This window comes from Arthrobacter sp. D3-18 (assembly GCF_054408525.1).
In genome coordinates this window covers 3,690,843-3,710,546 of record NZ_CP096440.1, presented here as the reverse complement: position 1 = coordinate 3,710,546, position 19,704 = coordinate 3,690,843, and the positions used below count along the sequence as shown (strand labels likewise).

General features: G+C 61.2%; 22 protein-coding genes. 17 read left to right on the top strand and 5 right to left on the bottom strand.

Translation table 11 applies throughout. The features are described from left to right. Positions 1 to 61 precede the first annotated feature (61 nt). The gene (locus M1D89_RS19170) at positions 62 to 1,246 is read left to right on the top strand and encodes a trans-sulfuration enzyme family protein (RefSeq protein WP_498645990.1); all 1,185 of its coding nucleotides are present in this window, start codon (positions 62 to 64) and stop codon (positions 1,244 to 1,246) included. Between the two features lie 10 nt (positions 1,247 to 1,256). After that, entirely contained in the window at positions 1,257 to 1,598 is a 342-nt protein-coding gene (locus tag M1D89_RS19165) for a DUF2516 family protein (RefSeq protein ID WP_017198060.1), read from the top strand. 22 nt (positions 1,599 to 1,620) lie between these two features. Here the strand turns inward: M1D89_RS19165 and M1D89_RS19160 are convergent, their stop codons facing one another. Next, entirely contained in the window at positions 1,621 to 2,442 is an 822-nt protein-coding gene (locus M1D89_RS19160; protein WP_498650999.1) for a class I SAM-dependent methyltransferase, read from the bottom strand. 94 nt (positions 2,443 to 2,536) lie between these two features. Here M1D89_RS19160 and M1D89_RS19155 point away from each other — a divergent pair, with 94 nt between their 5' ends. Beyond that, complete coding sequence (locus M1D89_RS19155; protein WP_043469799.1) at positions 2,537 to 3,283, top strand: phosphoglyceromutase; 747 nt, start codon at positions 2,537 to 2,539, stop codon at positions 3,281 to 3,283. A gap of 136 nt (positions 3,284 to 3,419) precedes the next feature. Here M1D89_RS19155 and phoU read toward each other — a convergent pair whose 3' ends face one another. Further along, positions 3,420 to 4,073, bottom strand: a complete 654-nt coding sequence (phoU, locus tag M1D89_RS19150) for a phosphate signaling complex protein PhoU (RefSeq protein ID WP_498645987.1) — start codon at positions 4,071 to 4,073, stop codon at positions 3,420 to 3,422. 199 nt (positions 4,074 to 4,272) lie between these two features. On the opposite strand from phoU, the gene M1D89_RS19145 reads away from it, so the two are divergent. Next, positions 4,273 to 5,553, top strand: a complete 1,281-nt coding sequence (locus M1D89_RS19145; RefSeq protein WP_498650998.1) for a sensor histidine kinase — start codon at positions 4,273 to 4,275, stop codon at positions 5,551 to 5,553. Continuing rightward, positions 5,550 to 6,230 carry a winged helix-turn-helix domain-containing protein gene (locus M1D89_RS19140; protein WP_091465482.1) on the top strand — a complete coding sequence of 227 codons (681 nt, stop codon included), beginning with the start codon at positions 5,550 to 5,552 and terminating at the stop codon, positions 6,228 to 6,230. The genes M1D89_RS19145 and M1D89_RS19140 overlap by 4 nt, the downstream gene beginning before the upstream one ends. Before the next feature lie 82 nt (positions 6,231 to 6,312). Here the strand turns inward: M1D89_RS19140 and M1D89_RS19135 are convergent, their stop codons facing one another. Then, entirely contained in the window at positions 6,313 to 6,855 is a 543-nt protein-coding gene (locus tag M1D89_RS19135; RefSeq protein WP_498650997.1) for a hypothetical protein, read from the bottom strand. Between the two features lie 293 nt (positions 6,856 to 7,148). Between M1D89_RS19135 and M1D89_RS19130 the strand changes: the two genes are divergently transcribed. From M1D89_RS19130 to rlmB, 6 genes are all read left to right on the top strand, one after another. Beyond that, positions 7,149 to 7,631: a CarD family transcriptional regulator gene (locus M1D89_RS19130; protein ID WP_011690592.1), complete on the top strand. Its 483-nt coding sequence runs from the start codon at positions 7,149 to 7,151 to the stop codon at positions 7,629 to 7,631. A 121-nt stretch (positions 7,632 to 7,752) separates the two neighbouring features. Continuing rightward, positions 7,753 to 8,535, top strand: a complete 783-nt coding sequence (ispD, locus tag M1D89_RS19125) for a 2-C-methyl-D-erythritol 4-phosphate cytidylyltransferase (protein ID WP_498645984.1) — start codon at positions 7,753 to 7,755, stop codon at positions 8,533 to 8,535. Continuing rightward, positions 8,535 to 9,092, top strand: a complete 558-nt coding sequence (gene ispF, locus M1D89_RS19120; protein ID WP_498645982.1) for a 2-C-methyl-D-erythritol 2,4-cyclodiphosphate synthase — start codon at positions 8,535 to 8,537, stop codon at positions 9,090 to 9,092. The genes ispD and ispF overlap by 1 nt, the downstream gene beginning before the upstream one ends. Continuing rightward, positions 9,085 to 9,438: a hypothetical protein gene (locus M1D89_RS19115; RefSeq protein ID WP_498645980.1), complete on the top strand. Its 354-nt coding sequence runs from the start codon at positions 9,085 to 9,087 to the stop codon at positions 9,436 to 9,438. The genes ispF and M1D89_RS19115 overlap by 8 nt, the downstream gene beginning before the upstream one ends. A 35-nt stretch (positions 9,439 to 9,473) precedes the next feature. Beyond that, entirely contained in the window at positions 9,474 to 10,928 is a 1,455-nt protein-coding gene (cysS, locus tag M1D89_RS19110) for a cysteine--tRNA ligase (RefSeq protein WP_498645978.1), read from the top strand. 80 nt (positions 10,929 to 11,008) lie between these two features. Further along, positions 11,009 to 11,998, top strand: coding sequence for a 23S rRNA (guanosine(2251)-2'-O)-methyltransferase RlmB (gene rlmB / locus M1D89_RS19105; protein ID WP_017198049.1), 990 nt, complete (start codon positions 11,009 to 11,011; stop codon positions 11,996 to 11,998). 297 nt (positions 11,999 to 12,295) lie between these two features. On the opposite strand, the gene M1D89_RS19100 is transcribed toward rlmB, so the two are convergent. Then, positions 12,296 to 12,595: a transposase gene (locus tag M1D89_RS19100; RefSeq protein ID WP_498645977.1), complete on the bottom strand. Its 300-nt coding sequence runs from the start codon at positions 12,593 to 12,595 to the stop codon at positions 12,296 to 12,298. Positions 12,596 to 12,708: 113 nt separating this feature from the next. After that, on the bottom strand, positions 12,709 to 13,518 hold the full coding sequence (locus M1D89_RS19095; protein WP_498645975.1) for a carbon-nitrogen hydrolase family protein: 810 nt from the start codon (positions 13,516 to 13,518) through the stop codon (positions 12,709 to 12,711). A 239-nt stretch (positions 13,519 to 13,757) separates the two neighbouring features. Between M1D89_RS19095 and glgX the strand changes: the two genes are divergently transcribed. The 6 genes from glgX (at position 13,758) to M1D89_RS19065 (ending at position 19,661) form a co-directional block, all read left to right on the top strand. Further along, complete coding sequence (gene glgX, locus M1D89_RS19090) at positions 13,758 to 15,872, top strand: glycogen debranching protein GlgX (RefSeq protein WP_498645973.1); 2,115 nt, start codon at positions 13,758 to 13,760, stop codon at positions 15,870 to 15,872. A gap of 29 nt (positions 15,873 to 15,901) precedes the next feature. Continuing rightward, on the top strand, positions 15,902 to 16,375 hold the full coding sequence (locus tag M1D89_RS19085) for a guanyl-specific ribonuclease (protein ID WP_498645971.1): 474 nt from the start codon (positions 15,902 to 15,904) through the stop codon (positions 16,373 to 16,375). A gap of 8 nt (positions 16,376 to 16,383) precedes the next feature. Then, positions 16,384 to 16,743 carry a barstar family protein gene (locus M1D89_RS19080; RefSeq protein WP_498645969.1) on the top strand — a complete coding sequence of 120 codons (360 nt, stop codon included), beginning with the start codon at positions 16,384 to 16,386 and terminating at the stop codon, positions 16,741 to 16,743. 350 nt (positions 16,744 to 17,093) lie between these two features. Then, entirely contained in the window at positions 17,094 to 17,420 is a 327-nt protein-coding gene (locus M1D89_RS19075) for a hypothetical protein (RefSeq protein ID WP_498645967.1), read from the top strand. Between the two features lie 139 nt (positions 17,421 to 17,559). Beyond that, positions 17,560 to 18,456 (top strand): hypothetical protein, encoded by an 897-nt coding sequence (locus M1D89_RS19070; protein ID WP_420180213.1) that lies wholly within the window; start codon positions 17,560 to 17,562, stop codon positions 18,454 to 18,456. Positions 18,457 to 18,620: 164 nt separating this feature from the next. Beyond that, positions 18,621 to 19,661, top strand: coding sequence for a hypothetical protein (locus tag M1D89_RS19065; protein ID WP_498645964.1), 1,041 nt, complete (start codon positions 18,621 to 18,623; stop codon positions 19,659 to 19,661). Positions 19,662 to 19,704 lie beyond the last annotated feature (43 nt).

The window sequence follows — 19,704 nt, the reverse complement described above, 5'->3', positions numbered from 1 at the left end:
CCGATCACCGGCATACGAGACGGCTTTTATCCACAGCATTGCCCACGACTACGCTGAAACCATGAGCCTTTCCGATCAGCACGCCGCCGATTTGTCTCCGGAAACCGTTGTCGTCGCGGCCGGTCGCCCCGACCGCGCTCACGACGAGCCGGTGAACCCGCCAATCGTCCTGTCCTCCACATACTTCGGAACAGGTTCATTGGGCGACGGCGACCGCGGTTACGGACGCTACGCGAACCCTACCTGGGATCCTTTCGAGGACGCGCTGGCCAAACTTGAAGGCGCCACCTTGCCGGGCCTGCTCTACGCCTCCGGTCTGGCCGCGGTCAGCTCAGCGTTGTCGCTTGTTCCCGCTGGCGGTGTGGTAGTGATGCCCTCGCACAGTTACGCCGGTTCGCTGGTAATGGCCACTGAACTGGCGGAGAAGGGCTTCCTGGAACTTCGCACCGTGGACATCACGGACACGGACGCGGTGAAGGCCCTCATCAGCCCTGAAAGCGGCAAGAAAGCGGACCTGCTCTGGCTGGAAAGCCCCACCAACCCGATGCTCGGCATCGCCGACGTCCGCGCGCTCACTGAAGCCGCACACGCAGTCGGCGCAATTGTGGTCACGGACAATACTTTCTCCACACCCTTGGTGCAGCAGCCCCTCAGCCTGGGTTCCGACGTCGTGCTTCACTCAGTGACCAAGTACCTGGCCGGCCATTCGGACGTTGTCCTTGGTGCCCTGGTGACATCCAACCCGGAACTGCGCGCCACCCTGCTTCACCACCGGATCATTCACGGCGGTATCGCCGGACCCTTTGAGGCCTGGCTGGCACTGCGCGGCCTTCGCACCTTGGCGCTGAGGATAGAGCGTTCCCAAGCCTCGGCGGCGACGCTCGCTGAACGACTCAGCAGCCACCCTCGCGTGGAAGCCATCCGCTTCCCGGGCCTCCCCACGGATCCGGGACACGAGCGCGCCAAAGAGCAGATGAAGGGTTTCGGTTCCATCCTCTGCATCCAAATCGCCGGCGACGAACAACGCAGCGGTGCCGATGCCGCAGACGAATTGGTCCGGGCATTGCAGCTCTGGCTTCCGGCGACGTCCCTGGGTGGGGTCGAGTCGCTGATTGAACGCCGACGCCGGCACACGGCCGAGCCGCTCAGCGTTCCGGAGAACCTGGTCCGGTTGAGTGTCGGGATCGAGAACGTGGACGACCTCTGGTCCGACCTTGAGCAAGCGCTGAAGTCGCTGGACGGTTAGGCTGGAGAGCGTGGACGGAAAATTCTTGATCGCGATTGTCACCAACGCGGTGTACTTCATCCTTGGCTTGGTAGCCCTTGCCTTGGAACTGTGGGCCTTCGCGGACTGCCTGCGCCATAAGCCGACGCTCTTCGTGGCGGCCTCCAAGCGCACCAAGACCTTTTGGCTTGCGCTCACTGGCGTGGCGCTGGCGATCGGCGCACTGACCGTCCTCACCGGCGGCAGCGGCCTGGGGTTGTTCGGCATCGCTGCCGTCACCGCTGCTTGCGTCTACCTTGCCGATGTCCGTCCCGCTGTGCGTGAGGCCGGCAGTGGCGGCAACCGAAATGTCGGTCCGTACGGCCCTTGGTAAAGGCGCTAGTGGTAAATCAGGCTTAGCGCGGCGCTACGGCGTCCCACGCTACGGTCACTTCACCCAAGCGCCACCGGGCCGGACCATCCTGAAGCGGCCATCCGGCGTCGCGCAGTGAACGGCACATGCCCGTCCAGCGCTGGCGGTTTCCGAACGACGCCAAGGGTGCCGCTTCCAGCCACGCCTTATCCATGGCCTGTAGAAACGCGTGGATCGGTTCGCCCGGCACATTCCTGTGGATCAGGGCTTTGGGCAGCCGCTCCGCCACCTCGGAAGGCAGCTCGAAACTGCCGAACCGCACGGATAAACTCAGGCTCAAAGGACGTTCTTTATCCAACGCCACCCACGTGACGCGCCGGCCGATTTCATCACAAGTGCCATCAATGAACAGGCCGCCCGGTGCCAGCCGTGACTGCACCAACCGCCAAATTCCGGCGACATCCGCTTCCTCATACTGCCGCAGCACGTTGAAGGCCCGCACCAACACCGGGTCACCGGAAACAGGGACTTCGAAGCCGCCGACGTGGAAGCTCAGGCCTGGTTGCTCGAGTGCTTTGGCGCTCCGTACGCGCTCCGGTTCAATCTCGATCCCGCAGACCCGGACATCCGGTCGCACGACCTGCAGCCGTTCGAAAAGCTCGACGGCGGTGGTCGGCGAGGCGCCATAGCCAAGGTCCACAACAAGGGGGTCGACGGCGGCGCGCAGCCGCCACGCTTGCGGTCCCGCCAACCAGCGGTCCAAGCGGCGCATGCGATTGGGATTCGTGGTTCCGCGAGTGATATTGCCAACCGGCTTTCCGCCCCGACTGCGGGGAGAGCCCACCCGTTCCGCTTTTTGCACCACGGCCCCCACTTTATCCCTGCCTGCGTCAGTCCGGGGTTCGTTGCCGGACGTAACGCCGGGCAGGGCACGTAACTGCTCGGCTAGGATGAAAGCCATGACTTACAAGCTGATTCTGCTGCGCCATGGCCACAGCGAATGGAACGCCAAGAACCTGTTCACCGGTTGGGTGGACGTTGACCTGAACGATCAAGGCCGCGAAGAAGCAGTGCGCGGTGGAGAGCTCCTTGTTGAGAACGAGATCCTCCCGGACGTCCTCTACACCTCGCTCCTGAAGCGTGCCATCAACACCGCCAACATGGCTCTGGACAAGGCCGACCGCGGCTGGATCCCCGTCAAGCGCGACTGGCGCCTGAACGAGCGCCACTACGGCGCCCTGCAGGGCAAGGACAAGGCCCAGACCCTGGCCGAGTTCGGCGAAGAGCAGTTCATGGAATGGCGCCGGAGCTACGACACCCCGCCGCCGCCCCTGTCCGACGACAGCGAATTCTCGCAGGCACATGACGTCCGCTACAAGGATCTCGGCGACGCACTGCCGCGCACCGAATGCCTCAAGGACGTCCTGGTCCGCCTGCTCCCTTACTGGGAATCGGACATCAAGGAAGACCTCAAGGCCGGCAAGACGGTCCTGGTCACCGCCCACGGTAACTCCCTGCGTGCCCTTGTGAAGCACCTGGACGGCATCAGCGACGACGCCATCGCCGGGTTGAACATCCCCACAGGCATCCCGCTGGTCTATGAACTGGATGAGGACTTCCAGCCCATTAACCCGGGCGGAACCTACCTGGATCCCGACGCAGCAGCACAGGCCATCCTCGCGGTGGCTAACCAGGGCAAAAAATAAGGCTTCGCGATTCTTCGCCGGATGCTCGGTCGTTCCTCCCTTAGACGCATTCCGGCCGAAGAACGCGCTGCGCCGCAGTTAAACGAAGGCGGCCGGTCACCTTAGGTGACCGGCCGCCGTCGTCGTTAATTCAGGGCTAGAAGCCTTCAGGCTGCCATTCGCCCGTCACCAGGTAGGTGACCTTGCGGGCGACGGAGACGCCGTGGTCCGCAAAGCGCTCGAAATAGCGGCTGGCCAAGGCGACGTCCACAGTGGTGGAAGGAGTTTCGTTCCACTCGGGAGAAGCGATGGCCTTGAAGACGCTGAGGTGGAGGTCGTCCACCGCGATGTTGATCTTGAGGATGTCGCGGGCTACCTCAAGATCGCGGGTCTCCAACAGTTCAATCACCTTGGCGGTGATCTCGATGTCGTACTGGGCCATGGCCTTGAAGGTCTGGGTCAGCGAAGCGGGGATCACGGTGGCCGGGTAGCGCAGGCGCGCCAGCTGGGCGACGTGGCGGGCCAGGTCTCCCATGCGTTCCAGCGAGGCACTCATACGCAGCGAACCCACAATCATGCGGAGGTCGCTCGCGACAGGACCCTGCAGGGCAAGGATGTCGATGGCGCGCTCGTCGAGGCTGTTCTGCAGGAAGTCGATGCGGGCATCTGCCGCGATGACGTCCTGGGCAAGATCCACGTCGGCGCCTTCGAAGGACGTAGTAGCCTTCGTGATTGCTTCGTGAACCAGCTTGGAGATCTCGATGAGGTCGTCACCTACCTGGGTGAGCTCCTCCTGAAAAACCTTGCGCACTAAGGCGTCCTTTCCTTGGAAATCCTGTTCCCATGATGGGGGTCGGATTTCAAAACCATTGACAGTCCAACCAGTAACTGTGTCAGGGGCCAGTGAACTGTTCGGCTCCTTTAGATGAACGTTAGTTGAACCGTCGGCGTTTGGCGTCGGATCACTGCTTGCCCGTGTTTCCACAGCATAAGCTGGACACGTGGATCCATTGCTCATAGGTGTCGTCGCAGGTCTCGTAGGCCTGTCGTTGGGCGTCTTTGGCATGCTCGCATTCAGGATCAGCGAGCGGCAACGCAGCATCGTGGACCTGGACGTAACTGAGCCACTGCTTCCTGAGGGCGCAGCGGAAGTACTTGCCGTCGTCGGACGCGCCTTTGTTGTGGTGGACGCGATCGACGGCGTGGTCCGCGCAAGTCCGGCAGCGTATGCCTACGGCCTGGTGCGTGGCCACACGGTGGTCCACAAGCAGCTCCTGGACATGACCGCCAAAGTCCGCCGGGACGGTGTGATCCTTGAGGAACAGTACGAACTCCCGCGTGGCCCGCTGGGCAAGGGCACCATTGTGGTCCAGGTCCGGGCAGCCATGCTCGGTTGGGAATACATCGTGCTCCTGGCCGACGACCGCACTGAGATCACCCGCACCGAGGAAATCCGCAACGACTTCGTGGCCAACGTTTCCCACGAACTGAAGACCCCGGTGGGCGCCATCTCGCTCCTGGCTGAGGCCTTGGAAGCGTCGCCGGATGACGAAGAAGCCGTGCGAAGGTTCGCCAAGCGCATGCACAAGGAGTCCGGCAGGCTGGCAGCCCTGGTCCAGGACATCATCGAACTGTCCCGCCTGCAGGGCGCAAACGTCGCCCAGCAAGGCCACCCCGTGGATATCAATACGGTGATCACAGAGGCAGTGGACCGTTCGCAGCTGCCGGCCGAGAGCAAGAACATCCAGATCGTGGTCGGCGGGCACTCTGAGTCGCTGGTCTTCGGTGACCGCGACCTCTTGGTGACAGCCCTCCGCAACCTGATCGATAACGCCATCCGCTATTCACCCGAAAACACGCGGGTGGGTGTCGGCGTCCGGACTCGGGAGGGCGTGGTGGCCATCTCTGTCACGGACCAAGGCGAAGGCCTGACGCCGGAGGACCAGGAGCGTGTGTTCGAGCGCTTCTACCGCGTCGACGCGGCACGATCCCGGCATACCGGTGGCACAGGCCTGGGGCTCAGCATCGTCAAGCACGTCGTGTCCAACCACGGTGGTGAGGTGACCGTGTGGTCCCAGCCCGGCCAAGGATCCACCTTCACCATCCGCCTGCCCGAGATGGAAGGCCAGGACGACGACGCCGGCCTTCCGGCTTCCGCTGCGGCTGTACCTTCCGAACTTCCGGCGGCTGCCGCCGCCGCCGTCGAGCCTCATCACGCGATTCAACAACCCCATCACGTGAATCATCAAGGGGGCGCCAGCGGCGCCCAAGAGCAAGGAGCCAGCGCTTGAGCCGGATTTTGATAGTGGAGGACGAAGAGTCCTTCAGCGACCCCCTGTCCTATCTTCTGGGCAAAGAGGGTTTTGACGTCGAGGTAGTGGACAACGGAAGCGACGCCTTGGTGGAATTCGACCGGAACGGTGCCGACCTGGTCCTTCTGGACCTGCAGTTGCCAGGAACGCCGGGCACTGAAGTTTGCCGACAACTCCGCCAGCGCTCCAGTGTCCCCGTCATCATGCTGACGGCCAAGGACTCGGAAATCGACAAGGTTGTTGGCTTGGAGTTGGGCGCGGATGACTATGTCACCAAGCCCTATTCTTCCCGGGAGCTCGTGGCCCGCGTCCGTGCGGTGCTGCGCCGGCAGGGTGAGCCGGAGGAACTGATTACGTCCACCGTACAGGCCGGTCCTGTCCGCATGGACATCGAACGTCACGTGGTGAGCGTCAACGGTGAGCAGGTTTCGCTGCCTCTCAAGGAGTTCGAGCTGCTGGAGATGCTGCTCCGCAACTCAGGCCGGGTGTTGACGCGTGGACAATTGATTGACCGTGTCTGGGGTTCGGACTATGTGGGGGACACCAAGACACTGGATGTGCACGTGAAGCGACTTCGCAGCAAGATTGAGCCGGACCCGTCGGTGCCGCGTTACTTGGTCACCGTGCGCGGACTGGGTTACAAGTTCGAGCCGTAAAGGTCTGCAGCAGCAGGTAAGACAACAAGGAAGGGTCCCGCCGAGGCGGGACCCTTCCTTGTCTGCATGGTTTGTAGCGGGCCTAGTGGCCGGCCGCCGGAGCCTCCGAGGACGTAGCCGTGGACGTCGACGTCGGCGTTGCCGTCGGGGTCGGCGTGGTGGGCAGGTACTTGGCGTACTCAGGCAGAGTGCCGTCAAGCACCGGGACGTTGACGGTAGCGGAGTCGGAACCGCTGCGGATGGTGACCGGTACCAGACCACCTGGGATGACGCCCGCGGTGCTGAGGATCGCTGCATCGGCGGTGTCGGTCAGGAACGTCTCCCCATTGGCCTTGACCGGGATTTCGGTCTGGGCGCCGTTGGCACCACTCACGGTGAGGGTGGCGTCGGTGGCTGAGGTGTTGAAAACGGCGCCGATGACGCGGCCGGGCTCGTTCTCGCCTGAGGCAACAATCAGGATGTTGCGCAACTGCAGGGGACCGAGATCAGCTTTGATCCCGTCCGATGCCGAGTACTGGTGGGTAGTCTGCTGGGCGTTGACGAATCCACAGCCGGTGACGGACAGAAGACCGACGCCGATTGCAGCCGCCGCAATTGCCAGCTTGCCGCGCTGGACAGGGTTCATCGCAGTATTGCGCACGACACCTACTCCTCAAGAGTCATTGGAACACTTTTCAGCCATAGCCTATCGGCAAACCCCCGGAAATATGGATTCGGGAAGGCTATGTGGCGCCGTCAACGGAGGAGATCTTGCTCGCACGTTGCTTGCTCGAAGCATCTTTCCCGGAATACGTCAAGACCTTGGAGGAAGTCGTTTAAGGCCTTATTCCCTTTATTGGCGCGGCAGAAGGCCCTGTCCGATGCCAGTCGTATGCCTTAATCGTGATAGACTAATCTGCGGGAAAGGGGAAAGTCCACATGGTTTTTGAGGTCGGCGAGACAGTAGTTTACCCTCACCACGGTGCAGCAAAAATTGAGGAAATCAAGATGCGCACCATCAAGGGCGAAGAGAAGATGTATCTCAAGCTCAAGGTGGCTCAGGGTGATCTGACCATTGAAGTTCCAGCAGAGAATGTTGACCTTGTTGGGGTCCGGGACGTAGTGGGCAAAGAAGGCTTGGAGCACGTGTTTGACGTTCTCCGCGCCGAGTTCACTGAAGAGCCTACCAACTGGTCACGTCGTTACAAGGCGAACCTGGAGAAGCTTGCTTCAGGCGATGTCATCAAGGTGGCAGAGGTCGTTCGCGATCTTTGGCGTCGTGATCACGATCGCGGCCTTTCCGCAGGTGAGAAGCGGATGCTGGCCAAGGCGCGGCAGATTCTGATTTCAGAACTGGCCCTGGCTGAGAAGACAGACGAAGAGAAGGCCGCAAGCGTTCTCGACGAGGTCTTGGCTTCCTAAGAATTGAGCCCGGTGGTGCGAAAGCGCCGCCGGGTTTCTTTTTGCCACAAAAGTAGCCGCAGCCGTGCGGAGTTACCCGGCATGTGGGTTTTCCATGCACATTCCGCATAATCTTGGGCGCATGAGTATTCCTTCCAAGCGTGCCGTCACGGCCGTGATCGTTGTTGCCGCCGGCTCCGGTGAGCGCCTCGGCTACGGCATGCCCAAAGCCCAGGTTCCACTGGGTGGCGAAACCATCCTGATGCATGCCCTCCGCGGTGTGGTTGCCTCTGATGTTGCGCGCCAGATCTGCGTCGCCGTGCCCAAGGGGGACACAGCCCTGCGCGAATCGATCTCCGAGTTCACCATTGACCTGGTGGACGGAGGCCCCGAAATTTCAGTTGTCGACGGCGGTTCCTCCCGCGCGGATTCCGTCCGAGCCGCCATGGGTGCTTTGGAGGACGGCACCGAACTGGTCCTGGTCCACGACGCCGCACGTGCCCTCACCCCCGAACGGGTTTTCCAGCGTGTCTCCGACGCTTTGGCTTCCGGCGCGAAGGCCGTCATTCCCACCATGCCGGTGGTGGACACCATCAAGACCGTCACCGAAACGAACGGCTCAGACTCCTCGATCGCCCCGGAAGTTGTCACGGGAACAGCACCCCGTGAGCAGCTGCGCGCCGTGCAGACTCCGCAAGGTTTCGAACTGGCCGTGCTGCGAAAAGCACACGAAGCCGCTGAACTTTTCGACGACAAGCAATCCGCAGCTGTCACCGACGACGCCATGCTGGTGGAGCTCCTCGGCGTTCCGGTCCATGCTGTCCGCGGGGCCAGCCAGTCGCTGAAGATCACCACGCCCTTGGATCTCATCATTGCCGAGGGATTGCTGGAAGGCCCGCTGGGAATTCGTTGGGTTGAAGGCTGATGACCCTGAACCAAAACATGGTGCTTCCGCGTACCGGCGTCGGCATAGACGTCCATGCGTTTGCTCCGGAAAATGACCCACAGCCGCTGTGGTTGGGCGGGCTCTTCTGGGAAGGCGAACAGGGGCTTTCAGGGCATTCCGACGGCGATTGCGTGGCTCACGCCGCTGCCGACGCACTCTTTTCCGCGTGCGGCATCGGTGACCTGGGCACCCACTTCGGTACTGACCGCCCCGAGTTTGCAGGTGCCTCCGGGGTCAAGCTCCTTGGTGAAGCGGCACGCATTGTGCGGGCGGCAGGATTCGAGATCGGCAACGTCGCAGTGCAGTTTGTGGCCAACCGTCCCAAGTTCGGTCCGCGCCGGGAAGAATCCCAGCGGGTCTTGAGCGAAGCTGCCGGCGCGCCGATCAGCGTCACGGCAACCACCAGTGACGGCCTCGGTTTCACCGGCCGCGGCGAAGGTATCTCCGCTGTTGCCACGGCGTTGGTGTACCCGGTCTCCGGATACGAAGCGACGGCATCCGAGCCCGGTCCAGCGAAAGGTGCGCCACATGGCTAAGCCAAGTGCCGGCGTCGTGCGTTCCGCTATGGTGTCCGCAGGCTTGGCTGCATCGCTTCTGCTGAGCGGCTGTGGCGGGACCCAAACGATGGACGTGGCAGCTAGCTGCGAGTTCCTGAACAATGACACCTTCAAGCCCGACGGCAATCAGCAGCAGCAGTCCAAGCAAATCGCTGAGCACTATCACCAGATCGCAGGCAAACTCGCTCCCGAGATCGGAAACCCCATCAAGGAAATGGCTGCGATCATGGACCAAGCGGCGTCGTCATCCCTCGGGGCAGCTACCCAGGACCAGCAGGAGAAGCTCAAGGTGCAGTTCAACAAGATCGGCGAATACTGCAAGTAGGCAGGTCACGCCGCGTCATCGGCTAATCTGGAGCGGTGACCCTGCGCTTCTATGACACCGCCTCCGCCGAAGTCCGCGACTTCGTTCCCCTCGAAGACGGCAAGGCCAGCGTGTACTACTGCGGGGCCACCGTCCAAGGAATGCCGCACGTGGGCCACGTCAGGTCGGCCATCGCCTTCGACCAACTGACCCGCTGGCTCGAATTCCGCGGCCTCCGGGTTACGGTGGTGCGCAACGTCACGGACATCGACGACAAGATCCTGGCCAAGTCCGCGCAGTCGTTCGGTCCGGACTGGGACGCTGAACCGTCGGCGCGCCAAGCCGAAGAGTGGTGGGCCCTGGCGTACCGCTACGAGCAGGAGTTCGAGAACGCCTACGAATCCCTCGGCGTCCAACGGCCCACTTATGAACCCCGTGCCACCGGCCACATCCCGGAAATGCACGCGCTCATCCAGCGCCTCATCGACCGCGGCCATGCCTACCCCGCACTGGACGATTCCGGCGACGTCTACTTCGACGTCCGTTCCTGGAGCAAGTACGGCTCGCTGACGCGGCAGAATATCGATGACATGCAGGGAGCGCCCGACGCCGACCCCCGCGGCAAGCGCGATCCCCGCGACTTCGCGCTGTGGAAGGGTTTCAAAGACGGCGAACCCGTCACCGCCAAGTGGGAGTCACCGTGGGGTGCCGGCCGTCCCGGATGGCACCTCGAGTGCTCAGCCATGGTCACCAAATATCTTGGGCCGCGGTTTGATATCCACGGTGGAGGACTTGACCTTCGCTTCCCGCACCACGAGAACGAGATGGCCCAGTCCCAGGCTGCCGGTGACGAGTTCGCCAACTTCTGGATGCACAACGGCATGGTCACGTACGAGGGCGAAAAGATGTCCAAGTCCATCGGCAACACCGTGAGCCCGGCCGAAATGCTGGAGCTCGCCTCACCGCGCGTGGTTCGGTACTATCTCGGCCAGGCGCACTACCGCTCCATCCTGGATTACCGGCCTACGTCGCTGCAGGAGGCCGCAGCCGCCGTCGAGCGCATTGACGGTTTCATTCACAAGGCATCCTCCAAGGTGGGCACGGACGCCTCCGACGTTTCCCCGCAGGCCAACATGCCCACTGCTTTCATCGCGGCCATGGACGACGACCTCAACGTGCCCCAGGCCCTCGGCGTGCTGCACGAAACCGTGCGGGCCGGAAATACGGCCTTGGCTTCCGGCGATCTGGAGAGTGCGAAGACGGCTCTCTACAGCGTGCTGTCCATGACCGAAGTTCTTGGCCTGGATTCCGTGAAACGTCCGGAAGCTGTTCAAGGGCGCGAGCATACGGCTCTGGAAGTGCTGATCGAAGCTCAACTCGAAGCCCGTGCCGCTGCCAGGGCCAACAAGGACTGGGCAGCATCCGATGCTATCCGTGACACACTCGCCGCGGCCGGCGTCGTCGTCGAAGATGGTGCGGATGGCGCCAGCTGGAGCCTCAAACGCGACTGACAAACCGGCGCGGCGCCCGAATTGCATCGGGTCAGTAGACTTGATTCCAGACTTACTCACAAAATCAAGGATGGAATCTCATGGCCAACAATGGTCGCCGGTCGGTCAAGCAGAAGAAGGGCCCCACCACCGGAACCGGTGGCCACGGCCGCAAGGCCTTGGAGGGCAAGGGTCCCACGCCCAAGGCGGAGGAACGCACCTACCACAAGGCATACAAGAACAAGCAGCTGGCTGAGCGCTCGGCTGCCAAGCGCGGAACGGGCACCCGTCCCGGTGGCGCCGGCGCCCGCTCCGGCCCCAAGGGCCGTGCCACTGAAGAGCTGGTGACGGGCCGTAACTCGGTGGTCGAAGCGCTCCGCGCCGGTATTCCGGCTAAGGCCCTGCACGTCGCCATCCGCATTGAGATGGACGACCGCGTCAAGGAATCCCTCAAACTCGCGGCCGAGCGTGGCATCCCGCTGCTCGAAACCGGCAAGGCTGAGCTGGACCGCATGACCGAGGACGCCGTCCACCAGGGCCTCGTTCTGCAGATCCCGCCCTACGAATACGAGGACGCTTACGACCTCGCCGAGGAAACCCTCGCCAAATGGAAGAAGGGGCACATCTCCAACGCCCCCATCTTCGTTGCACTGGACGGCATCACCGACCCCCGCAACCTCGGCGCGATCATCCGCTCCGTGTCTGCCTTCAGCGGCCACGGCGTCATCGTCCCCGAGCGTCGCTCCGTCGGCGTCACAGCATCCGCATGGAAGACCAGTGCCGGCGCCGCCGTGCGCGTCCCCGTTGCCCGTGCTGCGAACCTCAACAACGCGCTCAAGCAGTTCAAGAACATGGGCATTTATGTCCTTGGCCTGGACGGCGACGGCGACGTCTCGCTGCCCGACCTCACCGTTGCCACCGAACCCGTCTGCATTGTGGTCGGTTCCGAAGGTAAGGGCCTCAGCAGGCTGGTCCGCGAGAACTGCGACCAGATCGTCTCGATTCCGATCGACTCCGCCATGGAGTCGCTCAACGCATCCATGGCCGTCGGAATCTCGCTGTACGAAGTGTCGAGGCAACGCGCTAGCTAGTTCTCAATAAAGGCGCCGCAGCGCCATCCTCCGCGGATGGGGTTTGCGGCGCCTTTCGTGCGCCTGCGGTGCGACGCTCTCTCACATCCCTCGTGCTTGAGCTGAACGGTCTCTCATGTCCCGCGGGTTTGCGCCTAACGCTCGCTCACGTCCCTCGGGTTTGAGCCGCACGCTCTCTCATGTCCCGCGGGTTTGAGCCGCACGCTCTGTCATGTCCCGCAGGCTTGCGCCGCACGCTCTGTCATGTCCCGCGGGTTTGAGCCGCGCCCTGTCTCAGGATGAACTCATAGAAGTCCTCTACTTTTGCTTCGCGGCAAAGAATGCGCTGACTTTTCCCAGGAACTCGACCTCGGCCTTCAACCGCTCATTCTCGGCCAAAGCCTTCCGGTGCTCCTCCCACGCCACGGGCCCACGATCGGGCACCGGGACCGGCCCGTCCGCTGAACGCGCACGAGCCCGAGCGAGCCAGTTCCCCAACGTGCTTTCCTTTACCCCGATCTCCTCGGCGACTTGCTTCACCGAACGATCCGTGGACAAAACCAACCGCACTGCTTCCTCACGGAACGCGGCATCATATTTTCTTCTGGGCGTGCTCATCTGAAACGCAATCTCCCATCAAGCTGTCTCGGAAAACCATACGGCCGCACTCAGAGGGAGGGGTAGGGATGTGAGCGAGCGTTGGTGGGAAGGGCTAGGGATGTGAGCGAGGGTTAGAATTCGCGGCGGTTGGCCAGCACCGGGAGTTTGGTGCGGGCTTCTTCCACAACGGCAGGGTCGAGATCGTAGAAAATGACACCCGGTTCGCCTTCCAGGGCTTCCAGCACCTGGCCGAACGGGGATACGACGGCGGAGTACCCCACTCCGGTGGGCGCGGTGCCTTTGACCTCAACGCCTTGGGTGGCCGGATCGCCTTGGCCGCAGGCGAGCACGAACGTGGTGGTGTCCACTGCGCGGGCGCGGGCCAGGAGTTGCCACTGCTCGGCTTTGCCCGGACCGGATCCCCAGGACGCAGAAACAATATTCACCATGGCTCCGCGTTGGGCGTTGGCCGTGAACAGGGCAGGGAAACGGATGTCGTAGCAGGTGGCCAAACCAAAGGTGAGGCCACCGACGTCGAACGTCACCGGATCTGTACCCGCCTCAACGGTGTCTGATTCCGCGAAGCCGAATGCGTCGAAAAGGTGTATTTTGTCGTAGCTCGTTTCCACGCCGGGTCCGGTGGCGAGAAGCGTGTTCCGCACGCGCGCGGATCCCGAATTGGAGGGAGTGCCCGGAGTGAACATGCCCGCCACGATCACCAACTGAAGTTCGTCAGCGAGGGATCGTACCCGGCTCGCCCATGGCCCATCCAGTGGTTCGGCGATGTCCAGCAGCGAGTTTCCGAACGCGCGCATCATCGCCTCGGGGAAGACCACCAACTCGGCGCCGTCGTCCTTGGCCCGGCGGGCGTACTCCTCAAGGAGCCGCAGGTTCTCGGCCAGATCCCGGCCGGTGATGACTTGGGCAAGTGCCACGCGCACGATAAAACCTCCAGTTGTCTCCGTCCCAGTATGCCAAGCGGACTCGGACGGGGCAGCAGAACGCGACACAATCGATGCCAACCAGCTCAAAGGCGGACAGCACGGAGGCAGTATTGCAGCACGTGAGCGGCGGATGAAATCCCGCCATCTTCGGGCAAGTAATGAAATCGCGACGTTGAACGTCGTCACATGGCAGGCCCGCGCGGTACATACTTGGCGTGGAACTAAACTTGCAAGCAATGGTTATGCCTATTTTTGACACAGAAGCTGCCCTGGATGCGTCGCAGCCCAGGCCCCTCGGACTGAGCACGCCCCAGCCCGGAGTTTTCGACGCCGAAACTACACAGAACCATTCGGTGAACGTGGCCGTTTTCGCTCCTGACCTGGAACGGGTGGAGGTGGTGTTCCAAGCCCCAGGTGAACCTTGGCGCGCGCGTATTCTGTCCAATGTGCAGGACGGCGTGCACTTCGGCCTTGTGGACGGCATGCCGCCCGGCACTCGCTACGGTTTCCGAGCTGCCCCCAGTGAGGGCGGCCTCCCGCTGTCCATCCCGGCTTTGGACCTGGACGACGACGGCGACCAGCCAGTGCTGCTCGACCCCTACGGCCGCGCAGTGGACCAGCGGGGCGAGTTCCTCACAAGCGTCCACGTGGAGACAGGCTTTGACTGGGGCGACGATCATGCGCCGCGAACGCCCATGCGCACTTCGGTGATTTATGAGGCACACGTCCGTGGCCAGACGATGCTCCACCCGGACATCCCGGAGCACCTGCGCGGAACGTACGCTGGCATGGCCCACCCGGTGATGATCCAGCACCTGACTGAACTTGGCATCACTGCCGTCCAGCTGCTCCCCATTCATTTCCACTTGGATGAGTCGCACCTCCAGGACCTGGGCATGACCAACTACTGGGGCTACAACACAGCAGCCTTCTTCGCTCCACACTCGGACTACGCAACGGAAGCGGCGCGGAATACGGGCCCCCACGCGGTGCAGGATGAGCTCAAGGGAATGATCAAACTGCTCCATGCGGCGGGGATCGAGGTCATCCTGGATGTGGTGTACAACCACACCGCCGAAGCAGGGCCTGACGGACCGCCGCTGAGTTTCCGCGGACTGGCAGAGAAGCGTTACTACCGGCACGATGCTCACGGGCGCTATCTGGACACCACCGGATGCGGCAACACCTTGGATTTCAGTGATCCCGTAGTGGTGGATCTGGCACTGGATTCCTTGCGGTACTGGGTAAATGACTTCCATGTGGACGGTTTCCGCTTTGACCTGGCCGTTACCCTATGCCGGGATGCCGGCAACACTTTCGATCCCCAGCACCCTTTCTTGCAAGCCATTGCCGAGGACCCGGTGCTCTCTGAGGTCAAGCTGATCGCTGAACCTTGGGATGTTGGCTACGGTGGCTGGCAGACCGGCCGTTTCCCGCAGGGATGGTCCGACTGGAATGACCACTTCCGCGATGGCGTCCGAAGCTTCTGGCTGTCCGACCGTGCTGCCATGGAGGCCGGTGGCCAAGGTGGCTCGGTGGCGTCCTTGGCTGAGCTCATGGCGGGCTCTGCCAATCTCTTCGCATCATCCGGTCGCACCCGCCTGGCCAGCGTCAACTTCATCACCGCCCATGACGGCTTCACGCTTAAGGACCTGGTCAGTTACGACCGCAAGCACAACGAGGCCAACGGCGAGCAGAACCGCGACGGTCACGGCGACAACCGAAGCTACAACCATGGTTTCGAGGGCCGGAGCGAGAACGAGGCCATCGTGGCTGCCCGGGCGCTGTCCATCCGCAACCTTATGGCGACGCTCCTGCTGTCCATTGGCGTTCCCATGATCACAGCCGGTGACGAGATCGGGCGTACGCAGCAAGGCAACAACAACGCCTACTGCCAGGACAACCCCACGGCATGGCTGGACTGGAGCCGGACGCAGGAAGCGAACGCCATGTTCAGGACTACCCGTGAACTGGTCCGGCTCCGCCGCTGGTTCCTGCGTCACCAACCTGAGAGCTTCCCGGGCCAGGCCAACGATTCAAGCCTTCAATGGTTTGACGACAAGGGTAAGAAGATGACTCCGGCGCGCTGGAATGATCCCAATGTCCGCTCGGTCCAGCTGCTCATGGGTCACGAGGATAGTGAGATCCGTGGCTTGATCTCGGTGAACGGCAGCAACCAAGACGTCAAGATGGTCTTGCCGGAGATCCTGAGCGAGTCGGGCATCGGCAAGCGAATGTTTGAACTTCGCTTCACCACTTCGGTGTTGCACGACCGTCGGAAAGGCGCGTTGGTGGCCTCGGGCGAGCGGGATATCCTGCAAGCCAACACCATCAACATCTACCGCACGTAGCCAACCAACCATTGAGGGGAGCCCACCGGATGAACCGCAACCGCAACAAACTGGTGGCCTTCGCGGGACTGGTGATCGCCGTCGTCGTGCTGGTGGTCGCGATGGTGGGCGGCGGCTCACTGACGACGCAAAGCACGACGCCGGCACCTAACTTCTCGTCAGCGTCACCAGCCGTAGTCAGTCCGGCATCTACGAACCCGGCCAGTACAAACCCTTCCACGCTGCCCACCATCAATGCTGCGCAGTTGCCCAAGGAAGCGCGCCAAACCCTTGCCCTGATTGCGAAGGGCGGCCCGTACCCTTACGAGCGCGACGGCGTGAACTTCGGCAACTTCGAGGGTTTGCTGCCCAAGAAGTCCGGCGGTTTCTACAAGGAATACACCGTGCCCACGCCGGGAGAGCCGGACCGGGGTGCCCGCCGGATCATTGTGGGCAAGGACTCCGCCAAGTACTACACCCCTGACCATTACGAGTCGTTCATGTTTATCGTCGAAGGCAAATAGAGGAGCCCATGAAAATCTACTCCGCGGACACCTGGACCCTCGAAGAACTGCAAGAGCAGGTCTCCGACGCCGGCCGACGGACCCTCCTGGTCCCGCCGGCAACCACAAAGCAGGCAGTCCTCGAGGTCTTCGGCCAGGTCCTCGATTTCCCTGAGTACTACGGCGTGAACCTCGACGCCCTGAACGATTCCCTGCACGACTACGCCGATGCCCTCTCGGAGGATGATGGCAGCCCCGTCACCATGATCTGGCAGGTCCCCGCGGCCTACCGTACGGACCGGTCCTTCGGCGTCGTCTGCGAAATCCTCCAAGACGCAGAGCGCTACGCCGGACGAGACTTGGCAGTCATCGCTGTCTTCGAGAATTAGTCGGTCCAGCGGGCGTTAACTGCACCGGCGTCCTACCCGTGTGGGCACGCGCCCGAAGAGGCAACTTCATTGGCTCGTCTTACGGGCAGCTGAGATGTAATCAGCGTTGGTTTCCCACGTGAGCTATGACTACCGCCGAAATCCACTTAAGTGGTGCTTGCGACCTGATCGTGACGCGAAATATTGAATATTTCTATATCCTCTCGGATTATTTCAAAAACTTGAAATTAAATGAATCGAGCGATACGTTCTTGGCGAGGCACATTATCTGCCTCGCCACTTGCGTATTGGGGAACACGCGGAGTTAATTGCTTGCCTCAAGTCGCACCAGCCAAAATGAGGACCAAGATATGAAAAAACTCACACGGGCCGCCGCTGTCGTTGCATTGTCCACTGCTGCACTTTTTGCTGCGAGTCAATCTGCGAATGCCAGTATTTTCTATGACAACAATAACTACAGCGGTGCTACGTACGGAGCAGACAATTCGACTTGGGTGGGATCGTTTGACAACAAGGCAAGTTCGGTAAAGAACTTCGGCTACTACGTAACTTGGTGGGAAAACATCAATTACGGCGGTGCTGGATTCGGAAGCGCTAACGATTACAGCGCCATGGGTTGGTACGTGCCCTTCCTGGGAACGTGGAATGACAACATCAGCAGTTTTCACCGTGGCTAAACATAGCATGCGCTTCGATTAACACTAACTGAGCGCGGTTGTGCTTTGACCTGCCGACTAAAGTTTCGGCAGGTCAAAGTTGCTTTCCGGGACAGGCCCGGGTACCCAATCGAGGCACAAAAAAGATTGGACGCGAAAAGTGTCAATAAGAATTCCTGAACGACGGGCACGCTGGATTAGCTGCATCGCTCCCGCTCTTGCCATAGGCGTAGCCCTGGCTATCTCATCTTGTTCCGGAACTCCGGATGCATCAATCACGCCGGATCCATCTGGGAAAGTGAAGCTGGATTATGAGAACTCCCTGATAATTTTCCCAGTTGATGTATATAGAATTTCGGCCAGTGATCGCTCGCAAATTCTCCTTGCGCGAGAAGTCATCATGACTACATGCATGAAGAAATTTGGCTTCATAGATGATCCGAATGCAGCTTATCCAAAGGCGGAAAATCGGAACTTCGGGGTGTGGAACGTTGACCGTGTGAGGCAGTACGGCTTCCGGCTTATTGGAGAAGACGGTCCATCGAACCAGAAGCATGATGAGGCAGGCGAGTGGGGGGACGCCCGATATGAGTGTCTCGCCAGCGAAAAGAGCAGGATCGAAGAAATCACTCCCCCCGACGATCTGATGAATGGCGGGGCAGCGGCTGAGATCGCGTTGAAAAGCCTCAGCATGGCATCAGAAACTGATGCTTGGAAGGATGCCAAGGACAACTGGGACAAGTGCATCTCAGCGGCAGGCCTGACGCCGGGGCGGGACGCCGATAAAGCCAAGTGGTCGAGCCAGCAGTCCTTTGACCTGCAGATGAGGGCAGATCAGCAAAACCCGTCGACATCGGATGCCGCCGAGGGCATCCGAATCGCTACGGTTGAGGCCGAATGCAATCAAAAAGTCCGGCTAACCCAAACGCTTGGTGATATTCAGGCAAGCTACCAGCTGCCCCTCATCAGACAGAACGAGGCAGTTCTTACTGAACTCAAGAAGAAGAGCCAGAAGTACGTGGACGTCGCTCAGAAGTTCTTGAAAGAGACGCAGTGATCCATAAACAACCTCGGCAGGGGGCGGCAACCGTCGGCTTATCTCGAATCTCGCGACGGTGGCTTGTCGTCCTGTTGGCAGTCACCGCAGCCATGTCCGCCGGAGTGGGCTTGCTGGCTGGAGGAATCTTTGGTCGTTCAGAGATCATTCGGCCAGAGGACTCGATGGCTGACGTCCCGGTCTATGCAAAGGTTGAGAACCGCATCGTCGATGACCGTCTTGCATTCTCCGGAGTTATAAAATCCGGCCCGGCAGTGCCAATCCAGATCGATCTGGAGGGACAAGAACCGATTGTCGTGCGCCAGACACTTCAGGCTGGGGAGGCCCTAAAGTGGGGCGACCTGGCTGGTGTAGTCTCTGGCAAGCCCTATTTCGTGCTGCCAGGTCCGCTCCCGTTGTATCGTGATCTCTCACTAGGCGATGAGGGAGATGACGTCTCGGCTTTGCAACGGGCGCTGATGCAGGTGGGGTATCTCTCTTACGAAACTGGTCGCATGGACAGCGCAACCATGGAAGCTGCATCCTCGTTCTTTGCTAGCGAGGGATTCACCTTGAGCAGCGGAAGAAAAACTGCCGTGAAAAATCATCAGGTCGAACCTAGTGCGACACCCGAATCCCCTGCACTAGACGACTCGAAAACCCCTGAGGTGACGATCCCGTTCAGGCAACTGATAGTCCTCCCCGTTGCCAGTACGACCGTCGTCTCCTCTCTGGAGGTAGGGCAGAAGGTTACGGCCGAAAGCCCTCTCGCCAGGTTCCAGGCCGAAGACAACTTCGTCGAGTTCATCGCTGAGGTCCAGCAGGCTGGATTCCTCAAGACTGGGCAGGAAGTCTCTGTCAGGGTCGTTGAGAAGCTAGTGACGGGACGGATAACTTCAGTAGGTCCATTCACGGATGTGGGGAATGGCCAGCGTGCGGGACATGCCGTGATGGTGGAGCCTACGAACAAGGCAGATCTTGCCCTATTGACTCCCAACCTAAGCGTCACTGTGGCTGGTCAGGGTACTGCGGAGCAGGCCCTCGCTGTACCGTTATCTGGCATTCGACAGGATGCCGAAGGGACCTACGTTCTGAGAAGCTCGCCGGACGATAGAGCTTCGAAGGTGTCTGCAACGCGTGTCCCTGTAACGGTTCTTCGGTCAGGGGGAGGTTTCGCCGCAGTCTCTGGCGACCTCGCCCAAGGAGACGAGGTCCAAATATCGTGACGGTTTTACGATCGAAGCGACTAGCTGGTACTGCGGAATCTAC

Coding starts and splice junctions, on each gene's coding strand:
- M1D89_RS19170 (WP_498645990.1), top strand. CDS start 62: ATGAGCCTTTCCGATCAGCACGCCGCCGATTTGTCTCCGGAAACCGTT.
- M1D89_RS19155 (WP_043469799.1), top strand. CDS start 2,537: ATGACTTACAAGCTGATTCTGCTGCGCCATGGCCACAGCGAATGGAAC.
- M1D89_RS19135 (WP_498650997.1), bottom strand. CDS start 6,855: ATGAACCCTGTCCAGCGCGGCAAGCTGGCAATTGCGGCGGCTGCAATC.
- M1D89_RS19130 (WP_011690592.1), top strand. CDS start 7,149: ATGGTTTTTGAGGTCGGCGAGACAGTAGTTTACCCTCACCACGGTGCA.
- ispD (WP_498645984.1), top strand. CDS start 7,753: ATGAGTATTCCTTCCAAGCGTGCCGTCACGGCCGTGATCGTTGTTGCC.
- ispF (WP_498645982.1), top strand. CDS start 8,535: ATGACCCTGAACCAAAACATGGTGCTTCCGCGTACCGGCGTCGGCATA.
- M1D89_RS19115 (WP_498645980.1), top strand. CDS start 9,085: ATGGCTAAGCCAAGTGCCGGCGTCGTGCGTTCCGCTATGGTGTCCGCA.
- rlmB (WP_017198049.1), top strand. CDS start 11,009: ATGGCCAACAATGGTCGCCGGTCGGTCAAGCAGAAGAAGGGCCCCACC.
- M1D89_RS19100 (WP_498645977.1), bottom strand. CDS start 12,595: ATGAGCACGCCCAGAAGAAAATATGATGCCGCGTTCCGTGAGGAAGCA.
- glgX (WP_498645973.1), top strand. CDS start 13,758: ATGGTTATGCCTATTTTTGACACAGAAGCTGCCCTGGATGCGTCGCAG.
- M1D89_RS19085 (WP_498645971.1), top strand. CDS start 15,902: ATGAACCGCAACCGCAACAAACTGGTGGCCTTCGCGGGACTGGTGATC.
- M1D89_RS19080 (WP_498645969.1), top strand. CDS start 16,384: ATGAAAATCTACTCCGCGGACACCTGGACCCTCGAAGAACTGCAAGAG.
- M1D89_RS19075 (WP_498645967.1), top strand. CDS start 17,094: ATGAAAAAACTCACACGGGCCGCCGCTGTCGTTGCATTGTCCACTGCT.
- M1D89_RS19065 (WP_498645964.1), top strand. CDS start 18,621: ATGGCTGACGTCCCGGTCTATGCAAAGGTTGAGAACCGCATCGTCGAT.